Here is a 14,677-nt window from a genome sequence, read left to right on the forward strand (position 1 = left end):
TCTGTAAGGAGATGTGGCGTGAGCTTTTTTGTATCATGTTACAAGTTACATATTTCACAAACGATTAGCGGGAAAGGTGAGAATGGACTTTATGAAAACAGTGACAGGCCGATTCAGAATTGCGGGCATATGGGAGGGCATATCCTTACTTCTGTTGATTTTTATTGCTATGCCTCTGAAATATTTTGCAGATATCTCTTCCGCTGTAGCCGTAATGGGCATGATTCATGGTATTTTATTTCCTTTGTATCTTATTGCACTAGTGCATTTGGCTCTGGTCAAAAAGTGGAAGATAACACGCTGGTTAATGGGTGGACTCGCCGGTCTACTGCCGTTTGGTACTTTTGTATTCGAATCTTATCTTCGAAAGAGAGATTGGAAATAAAAATCAATAAGAATAAATGAAAGCAGGCGACTAATTCAGATGTTATCCGAATTGTCGCCTGTTACTTTCTGTACAAGTTCTACTTTACTGTACCTTGCTGACGATCGGACAATAAGCTGACTCCAATATCGCCTGAGGCATTCGACACAGGTGTATACGCCGAGAAGGAAGTAACAACAACCAGGGCAGTGAACAGAAATAAGAATGATTTTTTCATACCATAACCTCTTTCATATGGGGATATATTCCATTTGATTCTAACGCATATAGGCTATACTTGAAAAGAAAAAGTTTAAATGAGCAAGCTATTGAATGATTGAAAGGGTTGAGTTGCTATGAAAGATATTCATGAGTTAACATCCATAGAAATGGTTGAAGAAGTTATTCAACAACATGAATTGGTTTTTTTGTATGTATCTCGTCCAGAGTGCAGTGTATGTCACGCTTTACTCCCCAAGATCAGGGCGTTGCTTGAACCTTATCCATCAATATACCTCGGTCACATCAATGCTAACGACGTGGAAGAAGTTGCTTCCAAGTTTCTTATTTTTACCGTTCCAACAATGATCATGCTTGTGGAGCAGAAGGAATATATTCGAGCGGATCGTTTTGTTCGCTTGGAACGTCTGGAAGAGCAGCTGCAACAGATTCACTCCATGTATATCCAGGATGAGGAATAGAAAGCTAAAGCTTCATGAACGGCGGCTCATACATGAGCCGTTTTTTTGCGCCCGCAGTGGCATATAGCTATGAATAAAGTATATGATGCCTGAACTCGCAAATTAAAGTGTTGCCATGAAAACGGTTTTATGATAATTTAAACATTATAAAAACGTTTTTATAGTAAAGGAACAAAACTTATGGCAAAGATAACGATTAAAGATGTAGCAAGGGAAGCGGGCGTATCCATATCTACGGTCTCCAACGCTTTGAATGGTGTGGATGTCTTGAACCCGGAGACGAAATCACATGTTCTTAAGGTGGCAGAGCGTTTAAATTATGTGCCCAATCTGAATGGCAAGCTATTGAAGTCCGGTCAAACCAAAATGCTCGGTTTTTTCACCACAAGTGTATCAGGTCCGTATTTCTATAAGCTGGTTGAGTCAATGTCTCGCGAATGTGATCGTCTTGGGTATGGTTTGAATGTATTTGTGACCAAGGATAAACACGTTATTATGAGTAATATTCTGGGTCGGCGGGTGGATGGTGTCATTATTTACGAAGAGCTTCGGATTGATGAGCAAGATATTATCGCCATGGAGAAAGACAAGATCAAGGCGGTTTTTCTGGATCGGGTCTATCAGAGTGATACGATGGGAAGTGTCATTTTTGACTCGTATGTGGCGGCTTATGAAGCAACCAAGTATTTAATTGGGCTGGGGCACAAGAAAATTGCTTATATTTCGGGTGTGGATACGATGTTTGACAGTGTACAGCGTAGGGATGGCTATCTGGCTGCTTTGCGGGAGTACCAGCTTCCAATCGATGAAGATTACATTATACAAGGGTACTTTGAGGAGGAGAGCACGTATAGTGCGATAAAATCTTTTCTTCATTTACACCCCGGCAAGCGGCCTGATGCATTTCTTGCAGGGAATGACTTGAGTGCAATTGGCTGTATGCATGCGTTGAAGTCTGAGGGCTTTGAAGTGCCTCAGGATGTTAGTGTCGTGGGTTTTGACGATATTGATATCGCACAGTATTTTTCTCCACCACTCACAACGGTAAGAAATCAAATTGCAAGACAGGGTATTCTGGCAATCAATCAACTGGTGGGTATGATCAAGGAGAAAGAACAAGGGGCTGCACAGAAATTGGCGGGTGAGCTGGTGGTTAGAGGTTCAAGCCATGTGAAGATCGACCGGAAAGACTACCGTACATAAGTTGACTCAGCTTCTTCTCCGGTCTTTTTTTACATAAATAAAAGCAAAGGGGATTTTTATGCCGAAAAATAAAAACGTTTTTATAAACATGTATGCATGATGGAGGGGAGTAAAAAAACGTGGATAAATTAGCCGTAGAGACATCAACCGGTAAAAATGCGATCAGTCCCAATGGGAAGAAACCCATCGGACAACGGATTAAAGAATTCATAGTCGATTATCGGAGACAATGGGAGATTCAATCGATGATTATCCCGGGCATTATATTTATGATTATTTTCTGTTATATTCCGATTTACGGTTTGACAATTGCCTTCAAAAATTACACGGTCATTGATACGTTGGCCACCGCTCCTTGGGTAGGGCTGGATAATTTCAGAATCATTTTATCAGATAAATACTTCTGGGATGCAGTCGTGAATACGTTAGGGATCAGTTTTTTGAAATTAGGTATCGGGTTTGTCATTCCGATCATTCTCGCAATCATGATCTACGAGTTAAACAGCGGACGCTTCAAGAAGTTTGTGCAAACGGTTTCATACTTACCTCACTTTTTGTCCTGGATCGTACTTGGGGGAATGCTGATCACCTGGTTTTCAACAACGGGCTTATTTAATCAGTTGTTACTTAGCCTGGGAGTGATCTCGCAACCGAAGAACATCTTGCTGGATGCAGGCAAGTACTGGTGGATTGCTACGTTATCGGATATTTGGAAAGAAGCAGGTTGGGGAACGATTCTGTATCTGGCGATCATGGCAAAGATTGATCCTACGTATTATGAAGCTGCCAAAATTGATGGTGCAAGCCGTCTTAGACAGATCTGGAATATCACATTGCCCAACATGAAATCAATCATAAGCCTAAATCTGATTCTAACTGTAAGCGGTTTATTAGGGTCGAATCTGGATCAGACCTTGGTTCTCATGAACTCCCAGAACCGCGACAAAGCGGAAGTTATCAATTCTTATGTGTATCGTATGGGGATGTCTCAGGGTGACTTTTCATATGCAACGGCCGTTGGCTTGGGTGTCTCCATCATCTCTGTCATTTTGCTCGTCACTGCAAACAAAATCACAAGCAAATTAAACGATAATCAATCTGTGTTGTAGAAGGAGGCATCCCGCGTGAATGGAAAGGTGGCAAAAGAAGATCTCGATAGTCGGATCTTTGATACCTTAAATATGATTTTGTTAATCATCTGTACGATCGTTATTCTGGTTCCGCTCTGGAATGTCATCATCTCTTCCTTTAGTTCAGGCAAAGCGTTGGCGGAAGGTGGATTCATCTTCTGGTCACCGGAATTCTCGCTGGAGAATTACAGAGCGGTATTCAATGATCAGGGCATCTGGCAGGCCTTCTTCATATCGGTGTCCAAAACAACGATCGGCGTTGTTACACATGTGTTCTTTTGTGCCATGGTTGGTTACGGTCTGAGCAAAAAGTACATAAGAGGCCGTAAATTATACGTTGCCATGGGTGTTATTACAATGTTCTTCTCGGGCGGTATGATCCCGACATACCTGTTAATCAAATCACTTGGCCTGCTTAACAGCTTCTGGGTGTACATTATCCCGGCGTTATTCAGCTTCTATGATGTCGTAATTCTGATGAATTTCTTCCGGAATGTCCCGGATTCGTTGGAAGAATCGGCCAAGATTGACGGTGCAGGGGATTGGCATATTTTCCTGAAAATCTTCATTCCACTCTCCATGCCTGCCATGGCTACAATTGCACTATTTAATGGGGTGGGGCAATGGAACGACTTTATGACAACCAAGTTATACATTACCGATCAGTCACTGTATCCACTTCAGATGATGTTGTATGAGATTATCGTGCAGTCACAGACACAATCCATGCAAAATGTCGGGGGTTCGGCTGTTATTGAAACAACGACCAAAGGCGTGCAGCTAGCCACCATTGTTATTACAACACTCCCTATCGTGCTGATCTATCCCATCGTTCAGAGATACTTTATCTCGGGAATGATGCTCGGAGCAGTCAAGGAATAGGAGCAACAAATACCCCATTTTGAGGAGGAACAAAAATATGTTGAAGTTGAATAAGGCATCAGGCAAAAAAGGGATTAAATTGCTCGCAACACTGCTCACAGCCGTACTTATGATTACAGGTTGCAGTGGTGGATCTGGGGGCTCAAGTGAAGGAAACTGGGTTTCCATTGAAGATCGTTATACGGTTGACCCGGAAAAGCCAGCTTGGCAGTTGGATAAAAAGGAAGAGGCTACCGACCTGACATGGTACGTCAATGCTGACTGGTGGAACACCGATTTTGGCAAGGACATTGTTACCAAGAAAATCAAAGAGGAGTTGAACATCAATATTAAATTCATCACGGGTGATGATACCAAGTTAAACACCTTTTTCGCAGGTGGAGATATGCCTGACTTGTTGACCGTATTTGACTCCAATTCTCCTGTGGTACAAAAAGCTGCAACCTGGGCGATGCCGCTGAACGATCTGGCGGAAAAATATGATCCTTACTTCAATAAAGTAGCGGCTGCCGATACATTGAACTGGTTCCAATTGGCGGATGGTAAAACCTATGGTTACCCGAACTATTCCAATACACAAGAGGATTATGATAGCGGTAATATTCCTGCCAAAACGGCATTTATCATTCGTAAAGATGTGTACGAAGCTTTGGGTAGTCCGGTCATTGGAACGCCAGAAGAATTCCAGAATGTGATGAAACGAATTAAGCAAGAGTTCCCTGCGCTGATTCCATTCGGCTTTAATGCCGTAGGAGAAGGAACGGGTTCACTCGGAGATACGTTGCAAGACTTCATTGGTGTTCCGCTTGAGAACGAGAATGGAGAATTCTATGATCGTAATCTGGATGAAGATTACCTCACGTGGTTGAGAACATTGAACACCGTGTATAGAGACGGCAATATCAGTGATGACAGTTTTGCGGATGATGGTACGGCTTTTGAAGAGAAAGTGAAATCGGGTAAATATGCAACGATGCTGCTCGACGGTACACCTCAACAAGGAGGAAACCTGCAAATCTACATGAGTGCCAATCCAGGCAAAGAATATGTTGCTATCGATGGACCGCAGAGTACCAAAGGTAATGCACCAACATTGAATCAATCCGGAATAACCGGGTGGATGATCAATTTCATTTCCAAGGACTGTAAAGATCCGGCCAAGGCCATTCAGATATTCACATACTTGCTGAGTGAAGAAGGACAGACGCTTATGAATTACGGGATCGAAGGGGAAAGCTACCAAACCAAAGCCGACGGTAGTGTAGAATTGCTGCCAGCAGTGAAAGACATGCAACTGAATAACGCAGATCAATTCAAAAAGGATTATCGGATGGGCGAGTTTATGTTCTTTGGTCATGACCGCCACAAAGCACTCAGTGCAGATGCTTTTCCGGAAGCGATTAAACAGATGCAGGAGTGGGGCAAAGGCAAGCTGAAACCACACTTTATTCTGGAGAATATTAGCCCGGATCAAGGTACACCTGAAGCTCGTGCGTTGTCAGCAATCAATACGAAGTGGAATACAACGCTGGTCAGTATGGTACGGTCCAAGGATGATGCCTCGTATGACAATGCACTGGCTTCTTACAAGTCATTTTTAGGTGAGAACCGTTGGGAAGAGATTGTGAAGGTACGCAGTGAAAAGATGAAATTGAACAAAGAGAAACTAGGAATTCAATAATAGAAATACAAAGGAGAATCCTATGACTACATTCAAAATGTACAAAACTACGGGTGAAGAAGATTTATTCGTATCTCTATCCCAAGAGCAATTGAAACCACTAGATGCTGATAAGGAGAAAACGACCATCCATCTGGATGATCAGTTAACGTATCAGGAGATGGACGGATTTGGTGCTTCTTTTACCGATTCATCTGCCTATTTGATCAACCAAATCTTGAGTGAGGAGCAGCGGGAAGAGGTTATGACCCGGCTGTTCCATCCAGAGAAAGGGATTGGGCTCTCGGTCATCCGAAATCCGATGGGAGCTTCGGACTATGCGAGAACGATATACAGTTATAACGATATGCCAGAACAGAAGGTAGACCCGAAATTAACCCAATTCAGCATTGCACATGATGAAGAGGACGTTATTCCTTTAACGCAAAAGGCGTTGGCATTGAACCCTGAACTGAAGCTATTTGCCTCACCATGGAGTGCACCCGGCTGGATGAAAACGAGCGGATCCATGATTACCGGACAATTAAAGACTGAATGGTATCCCGTTTATGCTGAATATTTCGTGAAATACATTCGAGCATATGGCAAGCATGGATTACCCATCCATGCCATTACACCACAGAATGAGGCGCTTTATGAACCCGGGCACTATCCGGGTATGTTGATGCCAGCCGAGGCCCAAGCAGATTTTATCAAAAATCATCTCAAACCAGCCTTTGTGCAAAACGATATTCAAACCAAAATTCTCTGTTACGATCACAACTGGGATCAACCGGACTATCCACTGACCGTGCTGGAACAAGCGGGAGAGGAAGTGGATGGTGTAGCCTGGCATTGGTACGGGGGCGATGCTTCTGCTCAAACGAAGGTTTATGAAGCTTTTGCAGGGAAAGAAGTGCATTTCACTGAAGGTTCGGGTGGAGAGTGGATTCCGCCATTTGAGCAAGCTTTCTCAAATGTGATGCGAACGGGAATTCAGATTCTTCGCAATTACAGCAAGTCCTTTGTACTTTGGAATATGGCACTTGATGAGAACAACGGGCCAACCGTTCCGGGATTTGGCCGCAGTACGTGCCGTGGGATCGTACAGGTGAATCAGCAAACAAAGGAACTTACGTATACACTTGATTATTATGCTCTGGCTCATTTCAGTGCTGTGATCCGCCCGAAGTCTGTTCGGATCGAATCAACATCCAGTGATGATGGAATTTGTTCTGTGGCTTTTAAAAATGCCGATGGTTCCGTAGCTTTAGTCCTCTTCAATGATGGAGAGGAGACGGGCAACATACAGGTTAAGCTGCGTGACGATGTATTGATGCAGTTTCAGCTGGAAAGCAAGAGTGTCTTGTCCGTATTGATCACAGATTAATAAATAAATAGATGGAGTTATAAGTAGGCTTCATCAGAAATGAAACCAAAAGAAGCGATATCCGGAGTGTACACGGATATCGCTTCTTTTGGTGAAACTCATCTGATTCAGGGTTATCTTATACGGGTTGAATGGCGAGATGGGGTGTCCCGCTACTTTCATCAACAAACAGTATATATTGATTGCCAGCAGTCCCTGTTAAGACCAGACCGGGTTGACCTGCAACACCAGGATTGTAATATCTGAGTTGTTGCAAAACGGGTAGGGAGAGTGGAAGAGTAGGTTGATTAAGTGCCATTAATTGTGTAGCGGCCTTAACGCTATCTCCAGCTTCAATCACTCCGCCTACACCCAAATGGTTGACAATCGAGGAGCTGGCGTTGATTTGAAGGCTGCCTGTTATGGTCTGACTGCCATTGACGTTTAGATCGACACCAACGGTTTGATTACCATTAACTTGCAGATCTTGGTTAATGGTCTGATTACCGGTGACAAGGATGCTATCAAAAGTTGGCAAAGATATCATCTCCTATATAGTATTCTTATATTCTATGAGGACAAGATCTGGAATGATCCGGGTGGCCACACATTATATACCTGGGATAAAGCCCCTTTTGCAAAAAAAGAGTTAGCGAAACACTATTTCGTGCATATTGTAGGCAGAGAATGTTTTCGCATGGAACAGGAGGGTTTGTTATCCAAAAGAAGTCAAGAACGCAGGTTAAGTCCGCAAAAAAGAAACGTTCAGTTCATGATGCGAACCGGTTATTCCTGAGACAGATGAATGTGGTTCTGAACAGGAAACTCAAATCCATGCGTAAACATATGGAAGTACAGCATTTGGAACTGAATCAGCAATGGCTGAAAATGATGCAGGTGGGAAGCATACCTGCCCGAGAAGTGCCAAAAGTGATCTATAAGGAGTTAAATGTGCTTCTTATTACCCCTTGTAATGACCGAGAAATGTCATCACATTGCGTCCTGATTGAACAGAGTTTGAAACATCTCGTGAGAAATGTGAATGAGATTAAATATATCGAATCCGTGTCAGCCTGTTTGTCTTCCTATGATGTTGACCTGATTATGGTTATCGGAAGCGGAGAAAACTTGCCGGATGAGAATATTACAGCATTAAGGACATCCACCGTGAAAAAGGCCATCTGGTTGTCTGCCGATCAACAAGTGAACCAAAGCGAAACTATTCTACCGATTTTTGATCACGTGTTTACACAACAATCAACCCAAATAAGCGATGATCAGCATCATATGGGAAGCACTGGTAGTCATGAACTGTTCATGCCGCCTGATCCACATATATTCTGTCCGCAAGCTGTTCCCCCGGAGTACGAATCGGATGTTTATATCATCGGGGATGCAGAACCGGATGACATCGTCACCGCTGTTGCCAAATCGGGTCTTTTGGATAACAAAAAGGTTCGGGTAGATGGAAAGGGTTGGGCACAGATCGGGGATTTCAAGCCTGTTCATACGAATGAAGCTCGTCAGATGTTATATAACGGAAGCAAACTGGTTATTCATCGTGGCGAATCAATCAAAAACGTGATGGAAATTGCCGCATGTGGGACGTTTCAGCTCATAGGACCATCTGTGAATCAGAGCAACGGGATTGACCTTAGTAACTTTCAACAATACAACTCTTGTGAAGAACTCACTCAGAAGTTTGAACATTACTGGCAGAGTGTTGATGCAAGGAGACTGGCCGCTAGCCATGCTCTGGCATACATGAAATATAATCAATCCCATCTACAAAAAACATTGCGACTGCTGGATATCATTTTCATATAAATCATCCCAAAAATCACAGGAGCGTAGGCTGCATCATGTTGCTGCATTGGAGGAGTTCTGATTGAAGGTAATTGCTCTGCATCTGCCCCAATTTCACCGGATTGAGGAGAACGACCGATGGTGGGGGGACGGTTTTACCGAATGGACGAATGTAAAAAAAGCCGCGCCTTTATATTCGGGTCATCATCAGCCTAAACAGCCATTTCAGGGGAAATATTATGACCTTTCCGATCCAGATGTACGAAAGTGGCAAGCGGAAACGGCTAAACAGCATGGCATTTATGGATTTTGTTATTATCATTATTGGTTCAAAGGCAAGCGTTTGCTGGAAAAACCAGTGAATGAAATTTTAGATAGTGGGGAGCCTGATTTTCCTTTTTGCTTGTCCTGGGCCAATGAGACATGGACAAGAAAATGGGATGGGCAAGAATCCGATATTCTCATGGCCCAGAATTATGGGGATCGAGAGGATTGGGAAGAACATTTTAATTATCTGGTAAAAGTATTTAAGGACAAACGATATATTCGAGTGGAAGGTAAGCCATTATTTCTGATCTATCGACCAGCCAGTATTCCGCAATGTGAGGAAATGATTCAGTTTTGGCGTGAATTGGCTTTGAAACATGGCCTGAATGGGATTCATTTTGTTCAGACCATTGGTGGATTCCCTACATTTAATGGTCAGATCTTTGATGCGAGTATGGAATTTGAACCGCATTATACGTTTGCACATGGACATATGAATGGAATATGGATCGAAATGAACATCAAGGGACAGCAGCATATTGCTGTGAATTACGACAAGGTATGGTCCTCCATTCTCGAACGAACACCACACCGTAACGGAGAAATTGTCTATCCAGGTGCTTTTGTCAATTGGGATAATACACCGCGGAGAGGTGTTGACGGACAGAGTACGCTCGGGGCCACCCCAGAGAAGTTTGGGCTGTATCTGTCCAGACAGATGGAACGAGCGAGGACGCTGTACAAAAGTGAATATCTTTTTGTTAATGCCTGGAATGAGTGGGCGGAAGGGGCATATCTTGAGCCGGATCAAAACTATGGTTATGCTTATTTGAGAGAACTCAAGAAAGTAACTCAGCATGAATCGAACAGAAACAAGTCTATAGGAGGGAGTTCCGAATGAGGGAACTCTCTCTTTGCTTTGAGTTTATTTATAGACCATGTTTCGTTGTAAGTACCGTTTGTTGTTTGCGGTACTCCGTTGGAGTTAACCCTGTATGCTTTTTGAACTGTCTGGAGAAATAATACAAATCACTGAAACCGAGATGCTCGGCGATGGTGGTTATTGTGTTCGGGGTGCAGGCCAGCAACTCCTTGGCCTTATCGATTTTTTTGCCAGTAATATAGAGGATCGGAGGAACACCGATCTGCTGCTTGAAGAATCGAATGAAATAATTCGGATGCATGTAGGCGATCTGGGCCAGATCCTGAACCGAAATATTCTCTTCGATGTTGGAATCAATATAAGCCAGAATGGTGGACAGTTTCTCCATGACAGGCACGTTAATAAAAGAGATCTGATCCAGATCCAGATTCATTATATAGTGGGACAGTAGCTCGGTTAGTTTGCTCTTGGCCATCATATGGCCATAGACTTCATCGGATTTTGCATATGTAAGGATACTGCTGAAGATTGCTTGAATCAACTCAGGTTGATCTATCGTACAGATGTGTGGGAATTTCAGAATTTGGAACAAATTGATTCCCCCAACCTTTGCGCTAAAGTGACACCAATATTTGAGAAAAGGACGGTCATTAATGGCAGAGTAGGACTGTTGGATCCCCTCTGGCATTAAAATAAGCTGATTAGGTGCAGGGTAATACTCCTCATCCCCAATTTTGAGCCAACCTTCACCTTCGCATATGAAATAAAACTTGCTGTAATCGGGCGTGTAATCCAGATCCCGCCAATCCGTATCGCACCGATTGTAATTGACCATGAATAATTCGACTTGGAGATTGGACAGGTAGTTCGTAAGCAAAGTTTGATGATTCATACTTTTCATCTCCATACAAGGTTATTATTGTCCATCTAAAAGTTAGTGTTCTGCATGTCTATCTTTCGGCCGTAGCACTACAATACAACTACAGACAATAACAGAAGGGATGAGAACATCTCATGGACAAAAACGAATATTTGCAACATATTGAAGCAACGATTGAGAGCGGTAAATTCAAGGACAACTGGAGTTCGCTTAGCACCTTTCAAGTACCCGAATGGTACCCAAAAGCGAAATTCGGCATATTCATTCACTGGGGGCTATATTCTGTACCGGCCTATGATAGCGAATGGTATTCGCGAAATATGTACATACAAGGCACCAAAGCTTATGAACATCACCTTGAGGTGTATGGACCTCATAAGGACTTTGGATATAAAGACTTCATTCCGATGTTTCGTGCAGAGAAGTTTGATGCAGACGAATGGGCAACGTTATTCAAACAGGCTGGAGCCAGATATGTTATGCCTGTGGCAGAGCACCATGATGGTTTTCAGATGTACAAAAGCTCTATCTCTCACTATAACACATATGAAATGGGGCCCAAACGGGATCTTCTGGGTGAGATGAAGGTTGCATACGAGAAGCAGGGGCTGACATTATGCGTGTCGTCTCACCGCGCCGAGCACTGGTTCTTCATGTCTCACGGGAAGGAGTTTGATTCAGATATTAAGGAACCTCTGGAGCGTGGGGATTTCTATTGGCCTGCCATGCCTGAACCCAAGGATCACTTCGACTTGTATGACTCACCTCCAACCGAGGAGTATCTGGAGGACTGGTTGATTCGATGCTGTGAACTGGTCGATCAATACCAGCCAAAGGTCTTTTATTTTGATTGGTGGATTCAAACGGTTGCGTTCAAACCCTATCTTAAAAAATTTGCTGCCTATTATTATAACAAAGGCGAAGAATGGGGCGTGCCTGTAGCTATCAATTATAAACATGAGGCCTACATGTTTGGTAGTGCCGTTCCGGATGTGGAGCGGGGACAGTTCGCTGAGCTCAAGCCCTATTTTTGGCAAACGGATACAGCTGTCGCTAAAAACTCATGGTGTTATACAGAAAATAATAACTATAAAACGGCTGAGGAGATCATTCGGGATCTCGTCGATATTGTAAGCAAAAACGGAAATTTACTGCTGAACATTGGGCCCAAAGCAGACGGAAGCATACCGGAAGAAGATCGTGACATTTTGCTGAGCATTGGCAAGTGGCTGGAAGTGAATGGGGAAGCGATCTATGACACGTCATTCTGGCGTACGTTTGGTGAGGGTCCGACAGAGGTGAAGGAAGGGCAATTCACGGACGGGGATACGAAGATATTTACGAGTGAAGATATACGGTTTACGTTAAAAGAAAGCGATCTGTATGCCACGGTTCTTGCCTATCCAGATAACGGGGTGGTGCAGATTAAATCCCTGAAGGAAAATTCTCACCATTTTCAAGGGGTCATTCAAGATATTCAGGTACTTGGTTACGAGGAACAACCGAAATGGGAGAGAACAGCGGACGCACTGATGATCACAACGACAACTGTGAAAAGTAATGCGCCTATTGTTTTCAAAATTAAATTGGACTAATCAACAAAGATAAATTAAATACTGTAAATATAAAAAGGGCGCATCTAGGAGTATTGTACTCATCGGATAGCGCTCTTTTGGTTGGGTTATACATAAGGCTGACTTCCATGCAAAATCCTCTCCATGATAATGGAGGCTCCTCCAAGCTGAAAACTGTAATTCGGAAATTTACTTATATAATAATCACGAAATTCTTACTTGCTAATATACTGATATCATCAAACCAGTGATGTTCGCCTGTAATGGATTGATTGAGACTCACTAAGGAGGATCTGCAAAAAAGATGAAACCAAAGAAACGCATCAGATATGGTTGGAGCGGATTTAAGAAAAAAAAAGCTGAGGACTGTGACCATCCCCAAGAGCAGCACAAAGAACACCATCACGAGCACCATCATAACCACCACAATCATCATCACAATAACCACCATCATAAGTGTTTTGACAAAGAAGCCGAATTCCTTCTCAAATTAATTGGTGAGTTGAAGGGAGCAATTGTACAGGTTTTTGCCAATCCCACGCCTCACAATGTTTCACTTCTGATTGAGGTACTGCGTAAATTACTGGCTCTGGTTCATTGCTCGGATTTGAAAAAGGGAACCAAGGCAGATCTCGAAGCGATCTTGGAGCTTACCATTGTATCTGCAGAGGCCGTTCCATTTTCTCCGATCAGTGTGGGAACCAATTTGCAGCAATTGCTGGATGTGCTCCTATCTGTCATTTTACAGGGGAATATCGATTCGGCTGAGAAAGATCAACTGGTCATTTTGATCCGGGCGACCGAATTGGCTATCACAACAGGGCTTAGAAACATAGGCAGTCAAGGTCCGGCAGGACCTGCAGGACCAGCGGGTCCTCAGGGCGTACCTGGTCCACAAGGCCCGGCTGGCGCTGCTGGTTCTCAGGGTGGTGTAGGTCCAGCTGGTACACCGGGAGCTGCTGGTGCCCAGGGACCAGCAGGTGCAACAGGTGTTACTGGAGCAACGGGTGCGGCAGGCCCAGCAGGTGGCGCAACAGGAGCGACAGGTGCAACGGGGAGTACAGGAGCTGTTGGGGCAGCTGGCGTTACAGGAGCAACAGGTGATCCTGGCGTAGCAGGAGCCACGGGAGTCACAGGGAATACGGGTGCAGCTGGACTTGCGGGAGTCACCGGGGCTACCGGGGCAACGGGTGTGACAGGAGATACGGGTGCAGCGGGAATTGCAGGGGTAACCGGGGCTACCGGCGCAACTGGGATTGCGGGAGTAACTGGCAGCACTGGTGTTACTGGGGCTACGGGTTCTGGAGCTATCATACCGTTTGCTTCTGGCGGACCTGCCATATTAACAACGATTCTTGGTGGACTGGTCGGAACGACAAGCCTTATCGGTTTCGGCAGCTCGGCAACAGGAGTCAGTATTCTGGGTGGCACGATTGATTTGACAGGAACGATTGTCGGACCACTCATTAACTTTGCGTTCTCTGTCCCACGGGATGGCGTTATAACTTCGATTGCTGCCTATTTCAGTACCACAGCAGCCTTGGCCTTGGTTGGTTCAACGGTGACCATCACTGCGCAATTATTCAGTTCACCTACTCCTGATAATGCATTTACTGCGGTTCCGGGGGCGGTCGTTACACTGGCACCTCCACTCACCGGTATTATTGCATTGGGTAGTATCTCCAATGGCATAACAACCGGATTAACTATACCTGTGACTGCACAGACACGTCTGCTGCTGGTGTTCTCGGCAACGGCAGCCGGACTCACACTTGTGAATACGGTTGTCGGGTATGCAAGTGGCGGCGTGAACATTACATGATGAGATATAAATTTTGAGATGAACGACATGAGAGTTCTCATGTCGTTCTTTTTCTTGATTTGAAATTTTGAGTGTCAGGTCTTGGTTATATAGAACTACTACAAACTATTATTCATCAAAAGAATGCATAAATACG

The 14,677-nt window shown here is 44.0% G+C and carries 14 protein-coding genes; 11 read left to right on the forward strand and 3 right to left on the reverse strand.

Features of this window, described 5'->3' with window-relative positions; genetic code table 11:
* Positions 1-91 precede the first annotated feature (91 nt).
* Positions 92-385, forward strand: coding sequence for a DUF3817 domain-containing protein (locus tag MHH25_RS13910; RefSeq protein ID WP_076318167.1), 294 nt, complete (start codon positions 92-94; stop codon positions 383-385).
* A 79-nt stretch (positions 386-464) separates the two neighbouring features.
* On the opposite strand, the gene MHH25_RS13915 is transcribed toward MHH25_RS13910, so the two are convergent.
* The gene (locus MHH25_RS13915; RefSeq protein ID WP_017688678.1) at positions 465-602 is read right to left on the reverse strand and encodes a hypothetical protein; all 138 of its coding nucleotides are present in this window, start codon (positions 600-602) and stop codon (positions 465-467) included.
* Between the two features lie 118 nt (positions 603-720).
* Between MHH25_RS13915 and MHH25_RS13920 the strand changes: the two genes are divergently transcribed.
* From MHH25_RS13920 to MHH25_RS13945, 6 genes are all read left to right on the forward strand, one after another.
* A complete protein-coding gene (locus tag MHH25_RS13920; RefSeq protein ID WP_036670761.1) occupies positions 721-1,065 on the forward strand; it encodes a thioredoxin family protein in 345 nt (114 codons plus the stop codon).
* Between the two features lie 180 nt (positions 1,066-1,245).
* Entirely contained in the window at positions 1,246-2,268 is a 1,023-nt protein-coding gene (locus MHH25_RS13925) for a LacI family DNA-binding transcriptional regulator (RefSeq protein WP_076330992.1), read from the forward strand.
* Positions 2,269-2,387: 119 nt separating this feature from the next.
* Entirely contained in the window at positions 2,388-3,377 is a 990-nt protein-coding gene (locus MHH25_RS13930) for an ABC transporter permease subunit (protein ID WP_340020267.1), read from the forward strand.
* A 15-nt stretch (positions 3,378-3,392) separates the two neighbouring features.
* The gene (locus MHH25_RS13935; RefSeq protein WP_017688674.1) at positions 3,393-4,280 is read left to right on the forward strand and encodes a carbohydrate ABC transporter permease; all 888 of its coding nucleotides are present in this window, start codon (positions 3,393-3,395) and stop codon (positions 4,278-4,280) included.
* Between the two features lie 37 nt (positions 4,281-4,317).
* Positions 4,318-5,961, forward strand: a complete 1,644-nt coding sequence (locus tag MHH25_RS13940; RefSeq protein ID WP_036608327.1) for a sugar ABC transporter substrate-binding protein — start codon at positions 4,318-4,320, stop codon at positions 5,959-5,961.
* Between the two features lie 22 nt (positions 5,962-5,983).
* Positions 5,984-7,330 (forward strand): glycoside hydrolase family 30 beta sandwich domain-containing protein, encoded by a 1,347-nt coding sequence (locus MHH25_RS13945; RefSeq protein ID WP_036608324.1) that lies wholly within the window; start codon positions 5,984-5,986, stop codon positions 7,328-7,330.
* A gap of 118 nt (positions 7,331-7,448) precedes the next feature.
* On the opposite strand, the gene MHH25_RS13950 is transcribed toward MHH25_RS13945, so the two are convergent.
* Positions 7,449-7,856: a hypothetical protein gene (locus MHH25_RS13950; RefSeq protein ID WP_235200735.1), complete on the reverse strand. Its 408-nt coding sequence runs from the start codon at positions 7,854-7,856 to the stop codon at positions 7,449-7,451.
* Between the two features lie 287 nt (positions 7,857-8,143).
* Between MHH25_RS13950 and MHH25_RS13955 the strand changes: the two genes are divergently transcribed.
* Both MHH25_RS13955 and MHH25_RS13960 read left to right on the forward strand, forming a co-directional pair.
* Positions 8,144-9,136 carry a hypothetical protein gene (locus MHH25_RS13955; protein WP_155985034.1) on the forward strand — a complete coding sequence of 331 codons (993 nt, stop codon included), beginning with the start codon at positions 8,144-8,146 and terminating at the stop codon, positions 9,134-9,136.
* 61 nt (positions 9,137-9,197) lie between these two features.
* Entirely contained in the window at positions 9,198-10,283 is a 1,086-nt protein-coding gene (locus MHH25_RS13960) for a glycoside hydrolase family 99-like domain-containing protein (protein WP_101314021.1), read from the forward strand.
* A 28-nt stretch (positions 10,284-10,311) separates the two neighbouring features.
* Here the strand turns inward: MHH25_RS13960 and MHH25_RS13965 are convergent, their stop codons facing one another.
* Positions 10,312-11,157, reverse strand: coding sequence for an AraC family transcriptional regulator (locus tag MHH25_RS13965; RefSeq protein WP_101314022.1), 846 nt, complete (start codon positions 11,155-11,157; stop codon positions 10,312-10,314).
* A 122-nt stretch (positions 11,158-11,279) separates the two neighbouring features.
* Between MHH25_RS13965 and MHH25_RS13970 the strand changes: the two genes are divergently transcribed.
* The gene (locus tag MHH25_RS13970) at positions 11,280-12,740 is read left to right on the forward strand and encodes an alpha-L-fucosidase (protein ID WP_340020269.1); all 1,461 of its coding nucleotides are present in this window, start codon (positions 11,280-11,282) and stop codon (positions 12,738-12,740) included.
* Positions 12,741-13,023: 283 nt separating this feature from the next.
* Entirely contained in the window at positions 13,024-14,541 is a 1,518-nt protein-coding gene (locus MHH25_RS13975) for an exosporium glycoprotein BclB-related protein (RefSeq protein WP_340020270.1), read from the forward strand.
* Positions 14,542-14,677: the final 136 nt, after the last annotated feature.

This window comes from Paenibacillus sp. FSL H3-0457 (genome assembly GCF_037981725.1).
GTDB classification, from domain to species: domain Bacteria; phylum Bacillota; class Bacilli; order Paenibacillales; family Paenibacillaceae; genus Paenibacillus; species Paenibacillus amylolyticus.

Excerpts from the sequence above, each read along its gene's own strand:
- MHH25_RS13910 (WP_076318167.1), top strand. The coding sequence starts at position 92 with ATGAAAACAGTGACAGGCCGATTCAGAATTGCGGGCATATGGGAGGGC.
- MHH25_RS13915 (WP_017688678.1), bottom strand. The coding sequence starts at position 602 with ATGAAAAAATCATTCTTATTTCTGTTCACTGCCCTGGTTGTTGTTACT.
- MHH25_RS13920 (WP_036670761.1), top strand. The coding sequence starts at position 721 with ATGAAAGATATTCATGAGTTAACATCCATAGAAATGGTTGAAGAAGTT.
- MHH25_RS13925 (WP_076330992.1), top strand. The coding sequence starts at position 1,246 with ATGGCAAAGATAACGATTAAAGATGTAGCAAGGGAAGCGGGCGTATCC.
- MHH25_RS13940 (WP_036608327.1), top strand. The coding sequence starts at position 4,318 with ATGTTGAAGTTGAATAAGGCATCAGGCAAAAAAGGGATTAAATTGCTC.
- MHH25_RS13945 (WP_036608324.1), top strand. The coding sequence starts at position 5,984 with ATGACTACATTCAAAATGTACAAAACTACGGGTGAAGAAGATTTATTC.
- MHH25_RS13950 (WP_235200735.1), bottom strand. The coding sequence starts at position 7,856 with ATGATATCTTTGCCAACTTTTGATAGCATCCTTGTCACCGGTAATCAG.
- MHH25_RS13955 (WP_155985034.1), top strand. The coding sequence starts at position 8,144 with ATGCGTAAACATATGGAAGTACAGCATTTGGAACTGAATCAGCAATGG.
- MHH25_RS13965 (WP_101314022.1), bottom strand. The coding sequence starts at position 11,157 with ATGAATCATCAAACTTTGCTTACGAACTACCTGTCCAATCTCCAAGTC.
- MHH25_RS13970 (WP_340020269.1), top strand. The coding sequence starts at position 11,280 with ATGGACAAAAACGAATATTTGCAACATATTGAAGCAACGATTGAGAGC.
- MHH25_RS13975 (WP_340020270.1), top strand. The coding sequence starts at position 13,024 with ATGAAACCAAAGAAACGCATCAGATATGGTTGGAGCGGATTTAAGAAA.